At 67.3% G+C, this 20,534-nt stretch carries 13 protein-coding genes and 4 tRNA genes; 8 read left to right on the top strand and 9 right to left on the bottom strand.

Features of this window, described 5'->3' with window-relative positions; translation table 11 throughout:
* Positions 1 to 8: 8 nt before the first annotated feature.
* From ADK67_RS47915 to ADK67_RS47900, 4 genes are all read left to right on the top strand, one after another.
* The gene (locus ADK67_RS47915) at positions 9 to 1,337 is read left to right on the top strand and encodes a serine/threonine-protein kinase (RefSeq protein ID WP_157621665.1); all 1,329 of its coding nucleotides are present in this window, start codon (positions 9 to 11) and stop codon (positions 1,335 to 1,337) included.
* A 69-nt stretch (positions 1,338 to 1,406) separates the two neighbouring features.
* Positions 1,407 to 2,456 (top strand): hypothetical protein, encoded by a 1,050-nt coding sequence (locus ADK67_RS47910; protein ID WP_157621664.1) that lies wholly within the window; start codon positions 1,407 to 1,409, stop codon positions 2,454 to 2,456.
* 837 nt (positions 2,457 to 3,293) lie between these two features.
* A complete protein-coding gene (locus ADK67_RS53235) occupies positions 3,294 to 3,641 on the top strand; it encodes a helix-turn-helix domain-containing protein (protein WP_053723301.1) in 348 nt (115 codons plus the stop codon).
* A gap of 99 nt (positions 3,642 to 3,740) precedes the next feature.
* Positions 3,741 to 4,856: a tyrosine-type recombinase/integrase gene (locus ADK67_RS47900; protein ID WP_053723300.1), complete on the top strand. Its 1,116-nt coding sequence runs from the start codon at positions 3,741 to 3,743 to the stop codon at positions 4,854 to 4,856.
* 117 nt (positions 4,857 to 4,973) lie between these two features.
* Here the strand turns inward: ADK67_RS47900 and ADK67_RS47895 are convergent.
* The 4 genes from ADK67_RS47895 to ADK67_RS47885 all read right to left on the bottom strand — a co-directional run bounded on the left by ADK67_RS47895 (position 4,974) and on the right by ADK67_RS47885 (position 6,862).
* Positions 4,974 to 5,045 (bottom strand) — tRNA-Val (locus ADK67_RS47895).
* Positions 5,046 to 5,094: 49 nt separating this feature from the next.
* On the bottom strand, positions 5,095 to 5,523 hold the full coding sequence (locus tag ADK67_RS47890) for a TIGR02611 family protein (RefSeq protein WP_231648720.1): 429 nt from the start codon (positions 5,521 to 5,523) through the stop codon (positions 5,095 to 5,097).
* A 14-nt stretch (positions 5,524 to 5,537) separates the two neighbouring features.
* On the bottom strand, positions 5,538 to 6,029 hold the full coding sequence (locus ADK67_RS52000; RefSeq protein ID WP_157621663.1) for a hypothetical protein: 492 nt from the start codon (positions 6,027 to 6,029) through the stop codon (positions 5,538 to 5,540).
* Between the two features lie 299 nt (positions 6,030 to 6,328).
* Positions 6,329 to 6,862 carry an RNA polymerase sigma factor gene (locus ADK67_RS47885; RefSeq protein WP_231648719.1) on the bottom strand — a complete coding sequence of 178 codons (534 nt, stop codon included), beginning with the start codon at positions 6,860 to 6,862 and terminating at the stop codon, positions 6,329 to 6,331.
* A gap of 339 nt (positions 6,863 to 7,201) precedes the next feature.
* Between ADK67_RS47885 and ADK67_RS47880 the strand changes: the two genes are divergently transcribed.
* The 4 genes from ADK67_RS47880 (at position 7,202) to ADK67_RS47865 (ending at position 8,047) form a co-directional block, all read left to right on the top strand.
* A complete protein-coding gene (locus ADK67_RS47880) occupies positions 7,202 to 7,627 on the top strand; it encodes an SsgA family sporulation/cell division regulator (protein ID WP_033435346.1) in 426 nt (141 codons plus the stop codon).
* A gap of 144 nt (positions 7,628 to 7,771) precedes the next feature.
* A tRNA-Gly gene (locus ADK67_RS47875) sits at positions 7,772 to 7,844 on the top strand.
* A 58-nt stretch (positions 7,845 to 7,902) separates the two neighbouring features.
* Positions 7,903 to 7,974, top strand: a tRNA-Cys gene (locus ADK67_RS47870).
* 1 nt (position 7,975) lies between these two features.
* Positions 7,976 to 8,047: transfer RNA gene (locus tag ADK67_RS47865), tRNA-Val, on the top strand.
* Between the two features lie 17 nt (positions 8,048 to 8,064).
* On the opposite strand, the gene ADK67_RS47860 is transcribed toward ADK67_RS47865, so the two are convergent.
* The 5 genes from ADK67_RS47860 to ADK67_RS47840 all read right to left on the bottom strand — a co-directional run bounded on the left by ADK67_RS47860 (position 8,065) and on the right by ADK67_RS47840 (position 20,406).
* Positions 8,065 to 9,309 (bottom strand): tyrosine-type recombinase/integrase, encoded by a 1,245-nt coding sequence (locus ADK67_RS47860; RefSeq protein ID WP_053723309.1) that lies wholly within the window; start codon positions 9,307 to 9,309, stop codon positions 8,065 to 8,067.
* A gap of 173 nt (positions 9,310 to 9,482) precedes the next feature.
* Positions 9,483 to 9,776, bottom strand: coding sequence for a helix-turn-helix domain-containing protein (locus tag ADK67_RS47855; protein WP_231648718.1), 294 nt, complete (start codon positions 9,774 to 9,776; stop codon positions 9,483 to 9,485).
* Positions 9,777 to 10,519: 743 nt separating this feature from the next.
* Entirely contained in the window at positions 10,520 to 11,008 is a 489-nt protein-coding gene (locus tag ADK67_RS47850) for an SUKH-3 domain-containing protein (RefSeq protein WP_053723298.1), read from the bottom strand.
* Positions 11,009 to 11,045: 37 nt separating this feature from the next.
* The gene (locus tag ADK67_RS55010) at positions 11,046 to 17,852 is read right to left on the bottom strand and encodes an RHS repeat-associated core domain-containing protein (RefSeq protein WP_157621662.1); all 6,807 of its coding nucleotides are present in this window, start codon (positions 17,850 to 17,852) and stop codon (positions 11,046 to 11,048) included.
* Positions 17,853 to 17,898: 46 nt separating this feature from the next.
* On the bottom strand, positions 17,899 to 20,406 hold the full coding sequence (locus ADK67_RS47840; RefSeq protein ID WP_157621661.1) for a LamG-like jellyroll fold domain-containing protein: 2,508 nt from the start codon (positions 20,404 to 20,406) through the stop codon (positions 17,899 to 17,901).
* Between the last annotated feature and the right edge of the window lie 128 nt (positions 20,407 to 20,534).

The following is a 20,534-nucleotide window of genomic DNA, read 5'->3' as shown; positions in this document are numbered from 1 at the left end:
ATCCTGGCGTGCCCGAGGGACTCTGCGCCTACGCTCAGCCGACGAACACCGACGGTACTTTCGGCCGTGACCGCGCCGGCCGCCCCAAAGTGCGGCGGGTGCACCTGCGCGCACACCCACCTACTCCCCCGCAACAGCCAGACGGTCTCGTCAACGAAGCCGACTGGAACTGGGCCACCACAGCGCCGCGCCGATGGAAGACCATCACGACCAAGTTCGGCGATCGGGCTGATCACGTGGCGCTCGCCTTGGCCCGAGCCGGGTGCGTCGGTCTCGAGCACGAGTACGTGTCGGGTACGATCCGCCATCCTCCGTTGGGCTGGGTCCCTCACTTCGAACTGCACGCTGCCCGGCAAGAACACAAGAGCCAGCGCGGCGAACGGCGGGCGGCCCAGGACGCGGAGGCACTCCGTCTGGTCGGCCAGCTCACGCACTATCCCGCCGCACGGCCGCTGCTGACCATCCTTCGTGGACACCGGGACGGGCCGTACCGGGACCACGTCGTCGAGGTGGCCCGCTCTCTGCTCGCCGACGACGTCTCGACTGAGCTGGGCGCGACCGCGCCGTGGGCCGCTGTACGGTGGCTCGAGCGCGGCACGAAGTCCGACTACGACAGGGACCAGGAACCTCTCGCCGAAGGTGGTCAGGGTGCGGTCTACAGCGGCGTGCACAAACACACCCGCATCCCCGTTGCCCTGAAGCGACTCCGCTACGGCGATGAGGACGCCCTGCACCGCATGCGCCGCGAGATCTCCATCGGACGCCTCTACGGAGAGCATCCGAACGTCATGCCGGTCCTGGACTCCGACCCCGACGGCCGGTGGTTCGTCATGCCGCTCGCGGAGGGCAGCGCTGAGGGTCACGTGGACCGCCTACAGCGGGAAGCAGGAACCCTCCGGGATCTCGTCACCGCGGTCTGCGACGGACTGCGCCGCCCACATGCCGACGACAGGATCCACCGCGACATCAAGCCTGCCAACGTCCTGCTTCTCAACAGCATGTGGGTCGTGGCGGACTGGGGGCTGGGGCGGCAACCCCGGGGCGAAACCAGCGCACCGGGCCGCACCAGGACCGGCACCGGCTTCGGCTCCGAGGGATTCGCCGCGCCGGAGTTGGCATCTGGAAACCCCCACCACGTGACGGCGGCCACCGACATCTACAGCATCGGACGGCTCATCGCGGCCATCCTGACAGGAGAACGACCGGAGCAGAACCTCCCACTGTTGCCCACCAGCGGACCGTGGACAGTCGTAGTAGCGGAGGCGACCCAACACAGGCCAGCCGACCGGCCACAGGACGTGGACGAGTTCCTTCGCCTAATCGAGGACGTCCCGTGACCCTTTTCGTCCCAACACCACCATGCGCAGAAGTTCTGGTCCACCTCAGCCGAAAGGATCATGTCGTCGATGACGCGCATCGCGCTCGAGCCGTACTTCCTGCACCAGGACCAGGTTCAGTCACTCCTCGGCGAGCGGCGGACGGAGTCAGCACGGGCGCGGTCTGCCCGCAGGAGCGATCCCGAAGCAGCCTTTCCCTACGCGCTCGCCGCAGAACTCGCCGAGGCGCTCGTCCCTCTGGGAGTCGGTGAACTGGCCAGGCGCGTCCTGGAACAGGACTTGCGTGAGGGTCACGTCGTAGGCACTGAACTGGAGTTCACGTTCCAGCGAGACCGCGACCGCGACGCTCGCGGCTTCAAGCCAGCCAGCTTCACCGCGGTGCTCGAGGCGAACGAGCCGGTGCTCGTCACCGGGACGTTCAACGCAGCGAGAGTAGCCAGTGCGTCCGCACCCGGCGGCATCGTCGGCAGCCGGCGGGTTTATCTGATCGGGACGGTCACCGGTCTCGAGGCGCAGCGAGTCGAACTCAGGCCGTTCTTCATCGGAGTCCGGTCGTTCGTCGACGACGACCTCGCCGCGGGAGGTCCGGCACCGGGAGCGCGGATCTACCCCAGCGACATCAGCCAGTTCAGCAAAATCGACTTCGCATCCCCCTTCGCCGCGGCCGAAGGTGAAGCGGTGTTGCGGGTGTCGGAGGACACGGTGAAGCACGCCTTCGCGAGGGTGATCGGCGAGTCGTACATTCCGAAGGACTGGGGTGGTGAGCGCTCCGACCTCTACACGTCACGGGTGTTCGCCCGTGGGCGCCAGATGTCGGCCGCGTGGCTGTTCAAGGGCCCAGGCCACCCTCGGGCCATGGACGTCAAGGCCCTAGGCAAAAACGGGGACCAGATCGACCGGCTGTTCACCGAGCCTGCGGAACTGCTCGTCCTTCAGCACTGTCATCAGATCAAGCCCAGCGTAGTCAGCATGATGGACGCCTACGCCCACGACGTCCGGCGCCCCCGTTCCTACATGATCATTGACGGAGCCGACACCGGACGCATACTGAGATCTCTGGGGTTGCTCCCGACAGATCCGCCTCTCCAGAAAGACGGATCCAGAGCCCCACAGCACTGACCTCGGTTCGCCGCGCTCGCTGCGCCGGCTTCCGCATGCTCGACATGGTCACCTTGGTGCAGGCAACCCAAAAGACGACTCGATGACCAAGCTGCCATCATGAATCCCCTGGTCAGCCCTGTTCCCATCCTTTGGTGCTCCTGCCGGGGATTCGAACCTGCGCAGGTCCTCCGGATCCACAGGCCAGCACGGCGATGACACTCTGACACCACAGCCGTCCGCCGTTCCCCAGGAGCACATCCCGCCGTGCCCCTACGGCCGTTCCCGCAGCCGGGACATCACACCGGAGCACCGCCCCAAACGACCGCTGCGCGAAGAACCACAGCGGCGCCGCCACAGGCACCGCCCCACCGGCCGGGTGCCGCTTCGCGCCATTCACGAGATCGCACCAGCGGACCACCCGGACGGCCGTCGCCACACACGCCAGCCGTGACCAGGAAGAACACCCGAACGGGCGACATAATTCGCTTTAGCTAACGCGACCCCATTTCACCCACGCGACGCGATCCTCCCAAAAGCCTCCCACTAACCGGGTTACCGGCCAGTACATTCCATAGTGGACGATCGCGTCAAGATCGACACCGATACACGAAAAAGCCCGCTGACCTGGGCAAACATCCAGATCGAGCGGGCTTCTTCAGACCGTCGGGACGACAGGATTTGAACCTGCGACCCCTTGACCCCCAGTAGAGCGGTCGCCGTTCGTCCGCCGACATCTCCGGATCGGTCAAGTCGAAGAAACTTGAAGCGGCTGTGTTGCTTTTGAGGCCTTCCAGCGGAGTTGAGAGGTGCTGACCGGTGTCGCACCGCGGCATCACTCCTCTACCGGAGGCCCTCATGGTGAACCAAGTCCCCGACCACGCGTACGGATCCTCCGACCACCACGCCGACAGGCAGGCAACGGCCGACCTGGACCGGATCGCTCCGGAGCTTCCGGACCGAGCGGGTGGCGGGCGGCTGTTGCACACCCCGGCGCAGGCGGCGCGGGCGTTGTCGGTGCGCGAGTCGTGGTTGCGCCGCATGGCCGGGCGGCAGGAGATCCCGTGCACCCTGCTGGGCAAGCATCTGCGGTTCTCCGACGCCGACCTGCGCTCCATCGTCCACCGCGGATCCCGCTCCGCCCGTCGCGACGCCATGTCCCGGCCGGAGGCACACGGTCCGTATTCGCGGCGGCGACAGGGCTGAACACAGTTCACTTGCGTCACAACGGGTATAGAGCGTCACTGTCCGTCGGCCGTCGTCCACGACGGACTGATATCCGACGAAGAGTCAGAGGAGACTGACATGGCCTGGGCGGAGAAACGCGGTGACGGGTACCGGGTGCGCTACCGGTTGCCGGACGGATCGTTGTTCACCGAGAACGGGTTCGACACGCGCGAGGAGGCCGAGAACCGGGCGCAGGACGTGGAGTCCGATCAGCGACGGGGACGGTTCGTCGATCCCCGGCTGGCGCAGACCCGGTTCGGCGACTGGGTGCAGGAGTGGGTACAGGCCCACGACGTCAGCGCAGTGACGTGGGCGACCTACGACTCCCATCTGCGCAACCACATCCTGCCCCGCTTCGCCGACACCGAACTCGGCGACCTGTCGCGGATGGTGGTCAAGATCTGGGCCAAGCAACTGCGACGATCCTTGGGCGAGCGCAGCGTCAGTGATGTGGTCAACCTGCTGTCGCGGATCATGGGCGAAGCCGTCGACGAAGGGCTGATCGGCGCCAACCCCTGCCGCAAACTCCGCCTCACCAACGGCGACCAACCCGAACGACCCCACGCCACCACCGCCCAGATCGCCGGCCTGGCCGCCCGCGTGTCCCCCGACAACGCCGCCCTGATCGTCACCGCCGCCTACACCGGCCTGCGGTGGGGTGAACTGACCGGACTGCAATGGACACGGGTCGACACGGCCAACCGGGAGATCCGCGTCGACGCCCACGACGGCGCCCTGCACGAGGTCGGCGGCAAGCTCACCCTCGGACCGCCCAAAACCCCCGCCAGCGTCCGCACCGTGCACCTACCCGAATTCCTGGCCGACCTGCTCGACCAGCACCACGACCGCCACCCCACCGCACGGTTCGTGTTCACCGGAACCGACGGAGGCTTCCACCGACGCTCCAACTTCCGCCGCCGCGTCTGGCTACCCGCCCTGCGCGGCGACACCGCCACCGGCCGACCGCGGATCAACCCCGACATGCACTTCCACGACCTACGCCACACCCACAAGACCTGGCTCATCGAGGACCGCGTCCCCGAAGTCCTCCAGCACAAGAGGATCGGCCACAAGTTCCACGGCGTCATGGGCGTCTACTCCCACGTCACACAGCCCATGATCGACGCCATGCTCGCCGCACTCCAACACCGCTGGGAGCAAACCCGGGAGCAAACGGGGAGCACGACACCGTGACCACCTTCGCAAATACGGTTGTGGTCAAGATCGTTTGCTCCCCAGATGCTCCCCGAAACGATCAACGGCCCGCAGACAGTGATCGTCTGCAGGCCATTGACCAGGTAAAACACACTGTGGGCGATACTGGGATCGAACCAGTGACCTCTTCGGTGTGAACGAAGCGCTCTCCCGCTGAGCTAAACGCCCGTATTCGGTTCTCACTCCCGCTCTCGCGGTGTGGTCATAGCTTACAACATCATCCCCGCGAACCAAAAATCGGGCTCTGCAACCACGTCCACTCGAGTCCGAACCAGCCACCTACCAGCGCGAACACACCGAGCAGCCAGCACGTCAGGATCACCACGAGGCCGGTGCCCGCCAGCACCAGGCCCTTCACCAAGAGGTTCTGCCGACGCAACCACGCGACCCAGGCGTCGTAGTAGCGCTTGGCGAACCTCAGCACCCGGCCCGCCCACTCGAACTCGGTCGCCAGGATCGCCAGGCCGGCGAAGACGACCAACCAGCCCGGGCCGGGGTACGGGATCATCAACACGCCCGCGACCAGCACCAAGCCGCCGACCACGCCGACGCCGATGCGGTAGGTCATGTTCAGCGCGGGGTTGCGGCGAAACCAGTGGCGGTGCTCCGCGCCCTTGTCGGTGTCTTCGCGCTGTTCTGTGCTCATACGCACATCATCGCTCATCCGGGACTCAGGCGGGGCCTACCTGGCCCGATGCCAAGACGGCCGACGGACGCGCGGGCGCCGTGCGGCCTTCTTCCAGCGAGATCCCGAAGTCGTCGTGGCGGTGGGCGTCCAGCGACCACGCCGGCAGTCGCACGTCCGAACCGCCCGCCGTGACATCGAATGTGGCCAACGCCACAGGCTCCGGCATGCTGGTCCCACACCACGTAGATCTGCCGCGCCGCGTCGTTGGGCGGCAGGTCCGTGGGCACGATCGCGGCCGCATCGTCGACGGACAGCAGCACGGCCACCGCGTCGCCCGACCTGTCCTGCAGCACGGCGCGGGTCGCACAAGGGTCGGCCGCGATCCGCAGCGCGCGCTCCAACTGCCCAGCTCGCACGTCCTGCTGCGCGACCCGGTCGTTCAGCTGGCCGAACCGCACGCCCGCGACACCGATCCCGGCCACCACAACGAGCGCCGCCGCGGCCAGGAGCAGCTTGCGCCCCACCCGCCGGGCCGGTCACGTCGCCGTGACTGCAGCGAACCGGCTGCTCCGCCACGTGCACCTGCGGCGTGTGCTCGATCGCATCCATCAGACGTGTACGCAGGCGCTCCGGCGGGTCGTACTGGCGGACCGACCCACCCAGCGCGGCCGTCGCCTCCTGCGTGGCACGGACTGTCTCCTGGCACCGCGCGCACCCCGACAGTGGTCGCGCATCGAGGCTTCCTCGCCCGGTTCGAGCGCGTGCATCGCGTACCCGACCGCGAGCTCTTCCTGAGGGCACCGGTCGTCGTTCTGATCCCGGGTCACCGTTGTGCTCCCATCGTGCCGCCGCCGGTCTCGCCGGCCCATGCCGAGTGCAGCGCCGCGCGCAGTCCGCGGATGGCGGCGAACGTGCGCGATTTCACCGTGCCAAGCGGTATGCCGGTCAACGCCGCGACCTCGACCTGCGTGTAACCGCCCAGGTTGGCCAGCGTCAGCACCTCTCGCTGGTCTTCGGGAAGCCGTTGCAGCGCCTCACGCACTTCGGCGCCCACGACAGCGGCCAACGCGGCGTGGTCCGCGCCTTCCTCGGGTGTGACGTTGCGCTCAGAGACCTCGTCGGACAAGGGCGCACTTCGTCTACGCTGGGTGTTCTCGCGGCGGACTGCGTCAACGGCGCGGTGGTGCACCACGGTCATCAGCCACGTGCCGAATCCGCCGCGTGAGCGGTCGTGGGCCGCGGGGTTGCGCCAGAGGGCCAGGAACGCCTCTTGGACGACGTCCTCGGCCAGGCCGGGTCGGCGCAGATGCGCCGGGCGAGCGAGTACGCCGGTTTCGCGTACCGGTCGTAGAGTCACCGAACTGCCGTGCGGTCACCCACCGTCACCCGTGCGGCGAGCTCCACGGCGGTGGGACGCCGGCCGGTGTCGCGACGCGGCGGAGGTGAGTCAGCCACGAGAGGTCCTCACGTCCAACATTCGCGCAACAGCCGGTACCGGGTTCAGGCCAAACCCAGCAAGATGGGAGCAGCCTGGACCCAGTGGACACGGAACGCATCGAGGTGGTCGCCCAGTGGAGTTGGATGGCCCCAATCGGGTGATAAACCACCTGAAGTCGAGCGTTCCTCGCCACATATACGTCACAAGTAGAGAACTCGGTCGTTCCATTGGCCGGGAAGGGAGAAGAGGGTAACGACGATGCGCAATGACCACGTGACACTCCGCTCAACAGCGGTCTTCGACCTGCTGGCGCCGAGGACCCCGGCCGTCCCGGTGCAGGTGGAGCTTCGCTATGACACGAAAGACCCGTACGCGGTAGTCGCCGCGTTCCGCACCGGCCGTGCCGGATGGGTGGAGTGGGTCTTCGCCCGCGATCTGCTCGCCGACGGCCTGATCGCCGACGCGGGTGACGGCGACGTCCGCATCCGCCCGGCCGCCGACGACCCCGAGGTCGTGGTGATCGAACTGAGCTCGCCGTCGGGTCACGCCATGTTCGAGGCCTCGGCCCAGGAACTGGCCGACTTCCTCGACCGGACGTACGACGTCGTGGTGCCCGGGAACGAGCACCTGTGGGTCGACGTCGACGAGGCCCTGACCCACCTGATCTCCACCGATCTGACGTAAAAGCGCAGGTAGCGGGCCCGCGAGGAGGTCAAGGACCCCCCGATTTGATCCCGCTGCGGTGCATGTAATAAAGTTCCTCTCGCACCGGGGAAGACCGGAACGACAGCCCCAAAAGGGAAAAGTTCCCAGAAATCCACGGAGCATGCGGATGTAGCGCAGTTGGTAGCGCATCACCTTGCCAAGGTGAGGGTCGCGAGTTCGAGTCTCGTCATCCGCTCGGCAGAGGGCCCCTTGGGCTCAGGCCAGACTCCTGAGTGCTAGCCTTCAGGAATCATGGCGGAGTGGCCGAGTGGCTTAGGCAAGGGCCTGCAAAGCCCTGTACACGGGTTCGATTCCCGTCTCCGCCTCGGACGATTAGCTCAGCGGGAGAGCACTACCTTGACACGGTAGGGGTCACTGGTTCAATCCCAGTATCGTCCACTAGCTATACATGCAGGTCAGAAGCCCGGTCCTCGATCTTGAGGCCGGGCTTCTTGCACGTCGTGCAAGATCAAAGGAGACGAATCGGAGACGATCTTCTCCCTGGGTAGTGCTCGTAGGTCAGCGGCGGTGGCCCTCAGGTGCGGGAACCATCCGATGATTGTGGCCAGCTCGTCGTCCCGGAGCGCCAGCAGCGATCCGAGCCACCGGGCTTCGAGGCCGTTGATCAGCTGAGCCTTCATGACGCTGGTCACATGGTCGTAGACCCGGGCGATGCCCTTCATCTTCTGCCCGAGCCTCGCCCGGCGTGCGACCTGCGGCACCCCGTCCTCGACCATCCAGGTCGCGTGCGTGTGCCGGCCCTCTTGAAAGGTGATCCACGGCAGGATCGCCGGAACGTGACCGCGAGCACCCGGTTGGTCGGACTTGCGTCCGTCCCACGCCGGCCGCCAGAACCGCTGCCGAAAGTTCGCCCGGCGCAGCAGCGTCCCCTCGGGCGAGGTGAACACGAACGACCCGCGATGGCTGTCGAGCAGTGTCTCGTAGAACACAGCGATGCTCGGCGGCAACGCGATCGGCCTCGTCCCCGCCGGAGTTTTCGTCCTCCCCCGCTTGCCCTTCGTACGGCGAGGCGTGGCATGGCCTACATCCGGCCTGGACGTGGGCCGGTCGTGCGACACCTCGGCACCGGCCTTGAGCAGCTTCCCGTTGACCTCTTTCAGGGGGTACCGGATGGTGATCGCCCGCTCGGCCTCGTCGTACTCGTGCCGCTCCTGGCCGACGAGTTCACTCCACCGGCCTCCGGTGTAGAAGTCGAGCAGACAGAGAGTGAAACCGGACAGTCCCATCTCCGACTCGTACAACCTCATCGCCGCGCGCAGCACCTGCACCGGCGTGGCCAACAGCCGCTCGTTCTCGAACTCACCGCCGGTGACCCTGACGCCGTAACACGGGTTGGCCGGGATGATCTTCGCCCGCACCCCGGCGTTGAGGATCGTCGAGAAGGTGGCAAAGATCGAGGCGATGCTCGACTCGGCGTACTCCTCGTCGTGCAACCTCGACAGCCACCGCTCGATCTCGACATAGTAGCCGTTGAAGACGCCGATCATGGGCCACAGACGCCACTGCGGCAGCAGATGGTTGTCCATGTAGGACCGGTACTTGACCCTGGTGTTGGGTTCAAGACGCGGCGAGACCGCCTCGTACCACTCCTCGGCGAACTCACCGAACGGCGTCTCCGCGTCCCTCGGATCGATCCACATGTTCCGACGGATCAACGCCTCTTGCTCAGCGCCCCACTCCTTCGCAGCCTTCTCCGAGGAGAAGCCCGCCTTGCTACCCCAGGTGCCGTCCGGCCGCTTGTACCGGCATCGCCACCCGTTAGGGCCGTTCGACTCTCGTTCCCCGTATGCCACGTAGTGCTCCCGTTCCTTGATCAGAGGATGTTCAGGCGCCTGCGCTGTGGCTTCTCCGACTGCTGGGTAAGCCGCAGGATCGCGCTGATGTCGTTGCGGGAGAACCGGTAGTGCTTGCCGAACCGGTGATGCGGCAGCACCCCGGCAGCGGCCTGGTCCTTGAGCGTGCGTGGTGAGAGCTGGAGCAACTCCCCCAGCTGCTCGGCCGTCAGCAACGCGTCGGGATCGGCGGGAACCCGCTCGGTCCACGTGCGTGCGAGCGTCGTCAACGCGGCGAGGCACTCGACGACCTCGTCCGGCAGAACGACACGCACCAACCCACCGGAATCAGCGGACTCCATGCCCCACCCCCGCAACGATCAACACGACGCCCACGGCATGGCCGCGGGCCGCCGACGAAAAGTAGCGCCCTCCACCCCGAACGGCCGATACCTCGATCGTGGCCGCCACCGCCGTCACGCAGCCACATCCGTGTCGACCGATACCCCGGACCGACACGACCACGGCGAGCACCCGTCGGGGTTGGTGTCTTCCGACGGGTCGGCGGCGAGCAGTTGGAGGTGTCGTGGGCGCTTGTCCGGAGCGTCGAGGTCGATCCTTGCCCTTGCAGGTATCTAAACCCGCTTCGTGTCGTCGTCGCCGATAACCGGATGAGCTTCTTCCGCACCTGGGGCTGCTTCACCCATTCCATCGAGCGGTCGATGTCCTCCTCGTTCAGCATCAGCCACTTGAAGACCTGCTGCAGACCGTCGTGCTTGTTCAACGCGGTGGCACCCGAATGGGTCTCGATCATCCACCCTTGAAAGCCTCGACGTGGATCTTGATCACCTCGCACGGATAACCTGCCGTGATGGAGCCCGGTCGTAGACGCGTAGCCGACAGCCTCACCTGGTGTCGGATCGTTCCATAGAAGGAAACCCATCCGGCCCAGGAGAGGCTGCTGTGCCATCAGTGCAGCTGACCCTCATGGTGACTCGCCGAGCGCAGACAGCGCCCGCAGTCCTGCGACAGAGACCGATTTGCGAACCGCTCCACTTCCGACCATCGCCACCATTCTTCAGGTGTTCCGGGGTCCCCGCCCTTCAACAGGACGCGGCCACGGCCGACGGCCGGGAGCCGACCACAGGCACACCAGCGGCCGGGTGGGCATCACGGCAAACTCGACGCTTTCCCAGGGTGTCCGTCCCAACTCCCACACTAATCCGTCCAAGTGAGCCAGCATCCGCCCACTGCTCCCCATGAAGACATGACTGTTGCTCAACCACCAGCCAACAGGGTTCCAATCCTCCCCGGTGATCTCTCGCAGCGTCCGCACTTCGTCCAGGTAGCGGACGCCGTGCTTCGGGTTGATCCACAGCGGTTCGTCATTGGCGAAGTTCGGCCCTTCCACGAGGACGGGCTCGACCCGCAGACCCGCGAACTCCGCCGCGAACGACATGAACCGCTCGTGCAGCACATACCCAGCCCGGGTAAGGGCATCCTCGATCTCGGAGAGGTCCGCCCTCCTGCCTGACCGCCATCCAGCTGCCTCCAGTGCCTCGAGCACCGGCGAACTGAACCGATGCTCGGGGACCTCCGGTTGGTCACCCAATGAAAAGACCCCCTTGGAGCCGTGCACACCTTCCACACGGACGAGCCACATCTCCATGCGACCAGTCATCTGTGTCGCTCACGTGAACGACATCCATGTGACCGCCGCGGATGGCATCAGGACCTTCAGCATTATAAGCCTTGATAAGGCACTTGGTCTCAGCACACCCGCCGTGGTGATCAAATTCGTCGAAGACATCGAGCATACCATTCGGTGTGGCGATTTGCTCCTTGTTGTGCGAGCGGTACGTCTGACCCGATGGGGACGTGTACTCGGCGGCGAATTCAGCGCCCGCGACCTCTGCTTTGTCCGCCTCATTCAAGAGCTTTTGGGACGGAGGACAGTTGTGTACGAGCACAGACGTGATTGCGGTCCACACGTAGTAGGTGTGGATGCCCTCGATGGTCAGGTCGTAGACCGGTTCGTAATGCTTGTACCGGTCGACGGCGGTGACCGTCGGCGAGGTGCCGTCGACCGAGGTAAGGCGCTGGCCGGGCTTAAGGTCGCCGATGTTGACGAAGCGGCCTTCGGCGTCGACCCAGACCGGGTGCCAGGAGGTGGCGTCCACGCTGCCGGTGGTGCCGTCTTCGCCGGTGACGGTGAGGCGGGTCATGTCGTCTTCGTCGGTGTGGACGATGGTGGCGACGACGGAGCGGTCGGTGGTTTGGGCGGTGGTGGGGTCGGTGGCTTTGACCTTGTCGCCGATTTCGACTTCGGAGATCGGTTTGGTGGAGCCGTCGGCCATCAGGACCAGGGTCGTGGCGACGAAGCTGTGCAGGGCACAACTCGTGCTGCCCTTCGAGGTCAGCTTCTGGAACTGTTCGGTGGCGGCGCGGGTGACGTCGTCGGCGATGGTTTGGACTCGGCGGAGGACGCCCTTGGCTTTGTCGACGATGCCGGCGAGGCGGTTGACGGCCTTGACGGCGTTGTAGCCGGCTTCGAGGATCTTGCCGACCTTGCCCCACGGGACCAGGCCGGCGACGAGGCCGCCGCAGGCCCAGATGTCGCCCTTGGTGAAGCAGTCAACGATGTCGTTCCAGCCCGAGATCTCCTTCAGGACCTCCCAGGCGACTTCCTTGATCACGTCCCACTTGGTCTTGTGGGCGTCGGCGAGGGCCTGCTGGTAGTCCTCCCAGCTGATGCCCTCGTCGGCCAATCTGTTCTTCAGAGCCGTGTCGTTGTTCCTGTTCAGCTGCTGCAGTACCCGCTCGCGATGCTGGTAGACCCGCTTCTCTTCCTCCCAGTTCGGCCCTTGGATGCTCTTTTCCTTGCCGCCGCACAGCACGCCGTCGGGACCGCAGTCCTTGAGCAGGCCGGTCGGGTCGCTGTAGGTGACAGGGCTGTTGTTGGCGTAGGCGTAGCCGTTGAGCTGCTGCGGGTCGTTGTTGTCGATGATCGGGTCGGCGGTGAGGAACCTGCCCGAGGACTGGTCGTAGAGGCGGGCGCCGACGCTTGTCAGGCCCGACTCGTCGTTACGACCGCCGACGAAGCCCAGGCGGTCCGGCCAGGACGGGGGTGCGGTGCCGCGGGTGGCGCCGTAGGGGGTTTGGCGGCGTTGGGTGGCGGTCAGGGCTGTGTCGTTGGCGATGGAGAGTTGGTTGGTGCCCTGGTGGTCGGGGATCAGCCACTTCAGGCCGGTGATGCTGTTGCGGACGGCGACGGTTTGGCCGCCGTGGCTGTACCAGCGGGTCCAGGACGGGGTGGTCGTGCCCTTTTCCAGGCGGATTTCCTGGCCGAAGACGTACAGCGTGGTCGCGGAGGGTTCGCGGCTGATCAGGCGGTTGCCGTCGGCGTCGTAGAGGTAGGTCGACTCCGTCTGGTCGGGCATGCCGTCGCGGTTGACGATCCGGGAGACGCGGCCCTCGGCGTCGTAGTGCAGGGTTTGGGTGTCGCCGCCGATGATGCGTGACGTGGTGCGTCCCGTGGCGTCGTAGGCGAACGTGTCCTCCGCGTCACCGTTCGGACCCTTGGTGAGGACCGACAGGGCGGTGTGCGGCTGAGGGGTGCCGGGGTCCGGGTAGTCGGTGGTGCGGGTGGTGTCGCCGCCTGTCGAGTGCTGGGTTTCGGTGAGGCGGTTGCCGGTCTCGTCGAACGTCCAGGAGTGCCAGTACGGCGCGGCGCCGCCCAGCGCGGTGGTGGACTTGACGGCGTCGCAGTCGCCGGTGGACGGGGTCCAGGCGTCGGTCATGCGGCGCAGATGGTCGTAGCCGAAGCACTGGATGTCGGCGACGCGACCTTCCGGGGTGTCCGCGACCTTGGTGATGTTGCCGGCCGGGTCGTAGCTGAACGAACGGTCGGCCAGGCGGCTGCCGGTGGTCGTCTCACGGCTGGCGATCGTGCGTTCGAGGCGACGGGTGCCGATCTCGTAGGTGTTGGTCACCTCGACGTTCTTGGCCGCGTTCGGGGTCGGGTCGTTGTAGGTGAGCTGGAGGACTTCGCCGAAGCTGGAGTAGCCGGTCGCGCCGACGTAGACACCGAGGTTCGAGGTGGTCGACTCCAGCGCGCCGTTGCTGGAGTTGTGGTGGGCCGTCACCACCTCCTGCGGGTAGATCGGCTGGGTGCCGGAGGTGACGGGGCGGTAGACGGTCGACTTGGGCAGACCGGTGACGTTGTAGTAGGTCTGCCGCAGCTCGTAGGTCGCGCCGAGCACGCCTTCGCCGGACGGGATGGTCACCAGCTCGCCGGTCGGCCGGCCCGCCAGGTCGTAGCCGTAGACGGCGCGCTTGTAGTCCCGCGTGTCCACGTGGCGTGTGGAGGACGTCAGGAGGCCGACACCACCGGTCAGGGTGTCGTACTCCCACGACGCCAGCTTGGTGCCGGTGAGCGAGTCCTTGTGCTTGGCGGTCAGCCGGCCGAGCTTGTCGTAGGCGTTGGCGATCGTGCGGCCGTGCGCGTCGGTGGTGGACAGGACCTGGCCGGCGGCGTCGTAGGCGACGGTGCTGTGGCCGGTGTCCGGGTCGTCGGTCGCGACCAGCCGACCGCGCAGGTCGTAGGTGTAGCGCCACTGGTTGCCCGCCGGGTCCGTCAGCACGCTGAGCAGGCCCGCGGCGTTGTAGGCGTACGTCGTCGTGTCGAACGGGCTGTCGACGCCGCCGGTGTGCTGACGCTTCTCGACCGTGCGGCCCTGGGCATCGTTGATCAGCGTGGTCGCGGTGCCACCCTTGGGCGGGGTGTTCTTGACGCGGTCCCCACCGTAGGAGGTCGTGGTGCGCCACTGCTCGATCCCGAACTTGCGCTGGATCGCGGCGGTCGGGCGGCCCATGCCGTCGTACTCGGTGACGGTCTGGCCCGGGACCTCGTTGTCGTAGACCCCTGCCAACACGTCGCTGGGCGCCTGGCTGTTCCACCACACGCCGTTGGTCTTGTAGGGCAGGCCGCGGGAGTCGTAGAAGATGTCGGAGACCTGCCGCCCGCCGGTGGGGCCCGGGGAAGGGGCCTGCGACTGGCGCTCGCGCAGCAGCCCGTCGTAGAGCGTGTACGCCGTCAGGTAGCTGTTGTTCTCCTGCAACTGCTTGGTGACGACGACGCTGGGGCGGTCGGTGTTGTACTGGTACTCGAACACCGCGTTGGCGTTGCGTCCCTCGGCCTTGCTCCACCCCGGCGTCCACGCGGCGGTCAGCCGTCCGAGCGGGTCGTAGGTCAGGTCGGCGCGGCGGTTGTTGGCGTCCACCGACGCGGTCGAGAGGCCCCACGCCGGGTCGAGGTACTCCCTGGTGACGTGGCCGAGCGGGTTGGTGCTGGAGATCTCGGTCAGTGGTCCGATGTCGGGGGTGTAGTCGGTGGTGGTCTTCTCGCCACGCGCGTCCCACACGTCCAGCGGACGGCCGACGGCGTCGTAGGTCACCCGGGACGCGGTCACCCACGTCTGTCCCGCGGCGTCCCACTTGTCCAGCACGTCGGCCTTGGTGATCAGCCCGCGGGTGGGTGCGACTCCGTGTTCCTGGCCGTCGTAGTACGAGCGGGCGAGGGACTGGATCGTGGTCGGCGACGCGGTCACCGCGCACGTGCCCGCCACGGTCTCCACCTGCGAAGCCAGTGTGAGCAGCCAGGCGGTCTCGTTGCGGGCGAACGTCGAGCGGGTGCAGGACTCGTCACCGGTCACCGCGGTGTCGCCGTGGTCCTCGGTGCGCGCGGCCACACCCTCAGGTGTGAAGTCGGCCTTGTCCACGCGGGTACGTCGCCACGTGCCGCTCTCCAGCAACGTCCGCCCACGCACCGAGGCGATGCCGGTCACGTACGCCTTGTCCCCCGCCACGTTCGTCGCGGTCGCGGTGTCGGGCAGATAAGGGTCGTTGACCGACGCCGACACCAGCTGCCCGGCGTTGAACTGACGGGTCTCGCGGACGAAACCGCGAAGCCGCTTGACGTCGCGGATCGCCACCTCTTCCGAGTCGGTGATCGACGCCTCGCGCGTGCCTGACGGCAGCTTGTCGCCGTCCATGCCGCGGCCGTAGACGACCTCGGTGACGGACTGCGTGCCTGCCGGGTCGCCCTTGGTGGTGCGCACGGTGCCGTACCCGCGCCACTGCGACCACGTGCGCCGCTCGGGCTCGGCGAACTCGGCCTCGTCGAAGTGCCAGGCCGGGTCACCCACGTAGGTGTAGTTGGTCTTGATCAGGCTCGACGCGCCGGTGCGGTCGTCGTCCACGACGGACGTGACCACGTACTTGTGGAACCAGTGCAGCTCGGGCGTCAACCCACCGTCCGGCGTCCACCACGACGGGTAGCAGCGCAACGCGTTCGACTCCGGCGCGGCCGGCATCGTCGTCCCCGCCACGCACTCCTTGTCGCTGTACTCGACCTGCGTGTGGCTGCCCGCTTCACCGGTGATCGCCACGATCCGGTGCCGGGTGATCGGCGGCCGGTTGTCGGTGCCGGTGTCGACCCGGTTGGGCAACGCCTTGTGGCCGAACACCGTCGCCGGCAGCTCCACGCTGCCGCCGACCAGGCCGGCGTGCCTGACCGACTTCAGGTTCATCGCCGGCGCGAGACCGTCACCGGTGCCGAGGAACTCGTGCTCCAACGCCCACGAGTCCACGTCGCGGAACCCGGCGCCGCCGTCCGAGACCCGGGTGACGACCTTGGTGAGCTTCTTGCGCGTGAAGAACGACGGCGTCAGGCGGTGGGTGCACTGCTCGCCCACGTTGCAGATCTGGTCGGTGGGCACGTCCGGCCAGTTCGCCGCGGTGGAGGTGTCGAGCTGCGACGGGTCGCACGTCACCGCGCCACCGGGCAGGCAGCGCTCGGCGGTCTCGAAGTTGACCTTGGCGCCGGGGTGCGCGAAGACGTTGTCGCTGCGCAGGCCGTACTCCACGCGGTCCAGCCACCCGCCGCGCACGTACTCGGTGCCCTTGGCGGCGTTGGCGTTGCGGCCGTAGTGGTTGAACTCGCGGTGGTAGTAGTAGGTGGTGACGTTGCCGTGCGGGTCGACCGAGTAGTCAAGGTTCCACCGGTACGCCTGTTGGCACCACGAGGTGTCGAACGACCCCGGCTGGTGGCACTCCTCGTTCGCGTGGTTGCCGTACACCGGCATCGTCCACGCCGACTGCGTCTCCGGCTTGCCCGCAGTCCACCCCGGCAGTCGGTTCAACCCGAGGAAGTACTGCGTGCCGTCGGGCGTGGTGACCTTCCAGTGCTCACCGTTGTTGTCGCCGTTGACCGCGTTCTCCAGGCGCTCGATGCGCGCGCCGTCATCGGCCTCGGCGCGCCACTGGTCGGTCGTGCCGACGCGGATCAACTTGCCGGACACACCCACCAGGCTGATCGAGACGCTGTCCGTGGCCCAGCACTGGTCACCGGTCTTGGTCTGACCGTTGTTGCCGCCCAGGTCCAGGCCACAGGGCTTGTACTGCCGCTCGATGAACCCCGCCGGCGCCAAGTCCCAGCCGTCACCGGCCCACGACGCCTGGTTGTTCGTCGACGACGTCCGACCGTCCAGGCTCTGCGACGAATAACCCAACGACACCTTCGGCGCGGCGCCACCGATCGCCGGCGGCACCCGCATCGGGTAGCCGTAGGTGAAATCACCCGACGAACCACCCGCGCTCCACGACCCCGCCGGAGCCAACGACGTCGCCCCGTAACTGCCCGCCGGGCCCGACGCCGCCGCCATCGCCGCGAACACCACCGGCTCCGACTCCACCGTCACCGGAGCCGACAGCACAGACGCGGCCGTGTTGTTCTCCGCGCCCTCCACAGGCGTGGCGACCTGGCACTCCGCCTTCTCCGGCGTGGACACCGCACACGACGGCAGCGTCACCAGACGCAGCCGGGCGGCGTAGTCACCACCGAACGCCGACTTGAACGACGAGTAGTCGAACGTCAGGTCCAGCGGCTTGCCCCGCACACCACCGGCATCCGAGACGCTGAACAACACCGCGTCCGACTTCCGCTCGTGCACCTGGACGCGGACCTTGCCCGACTTCGCCTGCCGCGCTTCGGCTTGGCCCTTCAAGCCCACCGCGACCGGCGTCCCGGCAGCACGCACCGGACGCCCCGCCGCACGTGCCGCCACCTGCGCCGGCGTACCACCCGAGGCCGCGAAGTCCACCTCACCGGCCGCCGCCTTGGGCCACACCGCGCTCGTCCCCGGAGCCGACACCACAGCAGCGGCAGCCGGATCGGCGGGCAGCGGTCTGACCCGGACGGGGTGAGTCGGAACGGACTCCTCGCGTTGGAGTTCGGAGACGTTCCAGGCCGTCGGCCCGACCGGGGCGGCGACGGCCTGACCGGTCGACGCGGCCAGCACCACCACCACACCGAACGCGACGGCCTTCCGGGCCCATACACGTGGGGACACGCTCACAACACGGCCTTTCATCCAGCGGATCGATCGGTGTGGTAGCTCAGAAGTGGAGCGTCGCGTCGTACAAGGCCCTGGCATCAGGGGTCGGTAGGACACCGGAGCCGACCCGGACGTCGTCCAGGTCACCCAGCCACGGCGCGACGCCGACGCCCGCTGCGGTGGCACGCCCGAGCCAGAGGTGCGAGGTGGTCTGACGCCCGACGACTCCACTGCCGTCGGAGGTCGCACCGGCGTAGGTCATCTGCCGGACCGTGTCCACGTCAAGGGAGATCCGCCCCGTCACCGCGTCGTACCTGCCGACGAGGAAGACCCAGCTGTCCGGCATCAGCGCGGTGTCCGACAACGCGCTCCACGTGCGCCCTCCGGAACCCGAGATCGTGAACTCCCACAGCGAGCCGTTGTAGCCCAACGTGAACGGGGAGTTCTGGCTGTCGTGGCCGCTCACCGCCACCCGACGCGTGCCGGCCGCACCGGAGTGCTTGACCCACGCGCTGACGGTGAACGAGCGGTCGGTGCGCAGGTTCACCGGGCGCGGAGCCTGGACCTGGCCCGTGCCGGCCGACGTGAGGTTGAGCCACTTGTCCTCGCTCGCCGCCGACGCGACCGGCTGACCGCCCCACGCGTACCCACCGGTGAGCGTCGCGTTCTGGCCCGAGACCTGGTCCACGGTGGTGGCGCCGGATCGCTCGTCGAGCGCGTACCGGGCGCGCGGCACTGCCAGGTTGGCTCGAGCCGCGACCTCGTCAGCGCCCAGCACCCGGTCCCAGACCAGCGTGTGGTCGACCGAGCCCGCGAAGTGGTTGACGCGGATGCCGTCCCACTTCGCCGCGCCGACCACGAACGCGCCGGTCCCGGTCCATGCCTCCACCGTGGCGGTGCTCTGGTACTTGCCGTCGACGTACAGCTTCATGGCGTCGAGATCCGGGTCGTACGTGCCTGCCAGGTGGGTCCACACACCGGTCACCGGCGGACTGGTCGACGCCGCCCGCGCGAACAGGGAGGTCTTCGAGTCGCCGTACGGCGCGGCCATGGTCCAGCCGTTGAGGTCCTCGCTGTAACCCAGGAAGAACGAGCCGGCGCTGCCGCCGTCCTGGCTGACCGCGGTGAAGTAGCCGTTCGTGCGGTCCAACTTCACCCACGTCGACACCGAGAACGCGCGTGAGGTGTCGACGACCGGGCCGGACGACACCGCGATGCCGTCGGTGAAGGTCAGGCCGTTGTCCGCGTAGCCCGCGGTGAACGAGCCGCCCGCCACCGTCAACGGGTGGTTGCCCGCGCTGTCCTCCGCGACCGTGCCGCTCACCTCGTCGAAGTGCCACCCCGCCATCAGGTCGGCCGGTTCCGCGACGTTGAAGACGTAGACCGCACTGGCCGCCGACCGGTTGCCGGCGCGGTCGAACGCCGTCACGTACAACGTGTTCAGCCCGGCCTTCGTCGGGGTGACCGGCACCGTCACCGTGCCGTCGGACGACTGCACGGCGACCGAGTGCGTGATGGCGGTGTCGTCGTTGAGGGACCAGCCGTAACGACGGACGTCCATCGTGTTGTTGCGCCCGGTCAGGGTGCCGACGTTGAAGGTGAACGTGCCCGTCCGGCCGACGCTGCCGTGCGGTCCTCCGGTGGCGGGGTAGTCGGTCGAGGAGACGACAGGTGTGCCCGGCGCTCTGCTGTCCACTTCGAACTCGCAGTCGACGTAGCCCGTGAGCAAACCGTGGTCACTGCCCCACACCCGCCACGTGTACAGGTCGTCGCGCGTGATGCGGTTCGGCGGAATGGTCACCTCCGCGTACGAACCCGCGGGGATTCCGTTCACGTAGATGTTGGTGCCGGTCTCGGCCGAGACCGGCGCGATACCGTCGAACACCCGGAACATCGCGTCCATGATGCCGCCGTCCGGGTCGTTCATCCGCGCCCGCAACCGCGGCGTGCGCGTGAACACCGCGGGCCGACCCGCACCCATGACGCACGGGATCGCGTCCGTCGGGTTCGGCCCCCACCCCTCCATGCCCAACGCCGTCGGCATGTACGGCCAGCTGTTGTACGCAACCTCCAGGTACGGGTTCAGGTCGAACTTCCGCCAGGACTCGTCCAGCTCCCACTCGTTCTTGGCCTGCAACAAGAACGTCGTCCAACCCCAACCCTCGTTCGCTGCCTGCCGCACCGCGGCCGTGGCGTCGAACTCCGCGTTGCCCGCGCTGGGGCAGTACGCCGCGTTGTTCGCGACATTGGTCTCCGACAAGCGGTAGTACCAACCCGGTTGGTTGGCCCACGTCGTGTTCGCGTCCACGGGCGGGCTCACGAACAACTCCGTCGCCGACGGCGAACAGCTGAACGTGTGGATCACCCGGGTCGCCAACGTCGCCCTGATGATGTGCTTGCCGAGGATCGGGGCCGTGTGCATCTGCAGGTACGACCGGGACCGGCCCGCGTACTTGGCGTCCAAGGCCGCCGCGTTGAGGTACCCGGCCTTGAGATCGCCGAACACACCGCTGGTGTTGTCGAAGTTCCGCGCGTCCGGCGACGTGTCCTGCACCACGACGTGGTGCACCTTCCCACAGTTGCCGCAGTAGTACTCCGGGGACTTGACCCTGGATGTTGGACACCAGACACACTTGGATCCTGACGATCCGGGTGGACAGGAGTCCCGTTCAGATGGTGATGAAGCACTACCCGCCG

The organism is Saccharothrix sp. NRRL B-16348, assembly GCF_001280085.1.
In the GTDB taxonomy this organism is placed as follows: domain Bacteria; phylum Actinomycetota; class Actinomycetes; order Mycobacteriales; family Pseudonocardiaceae; genus Actinosynnema.
Note: the sequence above shows the minus strand (reverse complement) of the source record. Positions and strands in the feature narration are given on the sequence as shown.

Bases quoted from the DNA above. Each gene is read 5' to 3' on its own strand.
- ADK67_RS47910 (WP_157621664.1), top strand. From the start codon at position 1,407: ATGACGCGCATCGCGCTCGAGCCGTACTTCCTGCACCAGGACCAGGTT.
- ADK67_RS53235 (WP_053723301.1), top strand. From the start codon at position 3,294: ATGGTGAACCAAGTCCCCGACCACGCGTACGGATCCTCCGACCACCAC.
- ADK67_RS47900 (WP_053723300.1), top strand. From the start codon at position 3,741: ATGGCCTGGGCGGAGAAACGCGGTGACGGGTACCGGGTGCGCTACCGG.
- ADK67_RS47890 (WP_231648720.1), bottom strand. From the start codon at position 5,523: ATGAGCACAGAACAGCGCGAAGACACCGACAAGGGCGCGGAGCACCGC.
- ADK67_RS47880 (WP_033435346.1), top strand. From the start codon at position 7,202: ATGCGCAATGACCACGTGACACTCCGCTCAACAGCGGTCTTCGACCTG.
- ADK67_RS47860 (WP_053723309.1), bottom strand. From the start codon at position 9,309: ATGTGGATCGATCCGAGGGACGCGGAGACGCCGTTCGGTGAGTTCGCC.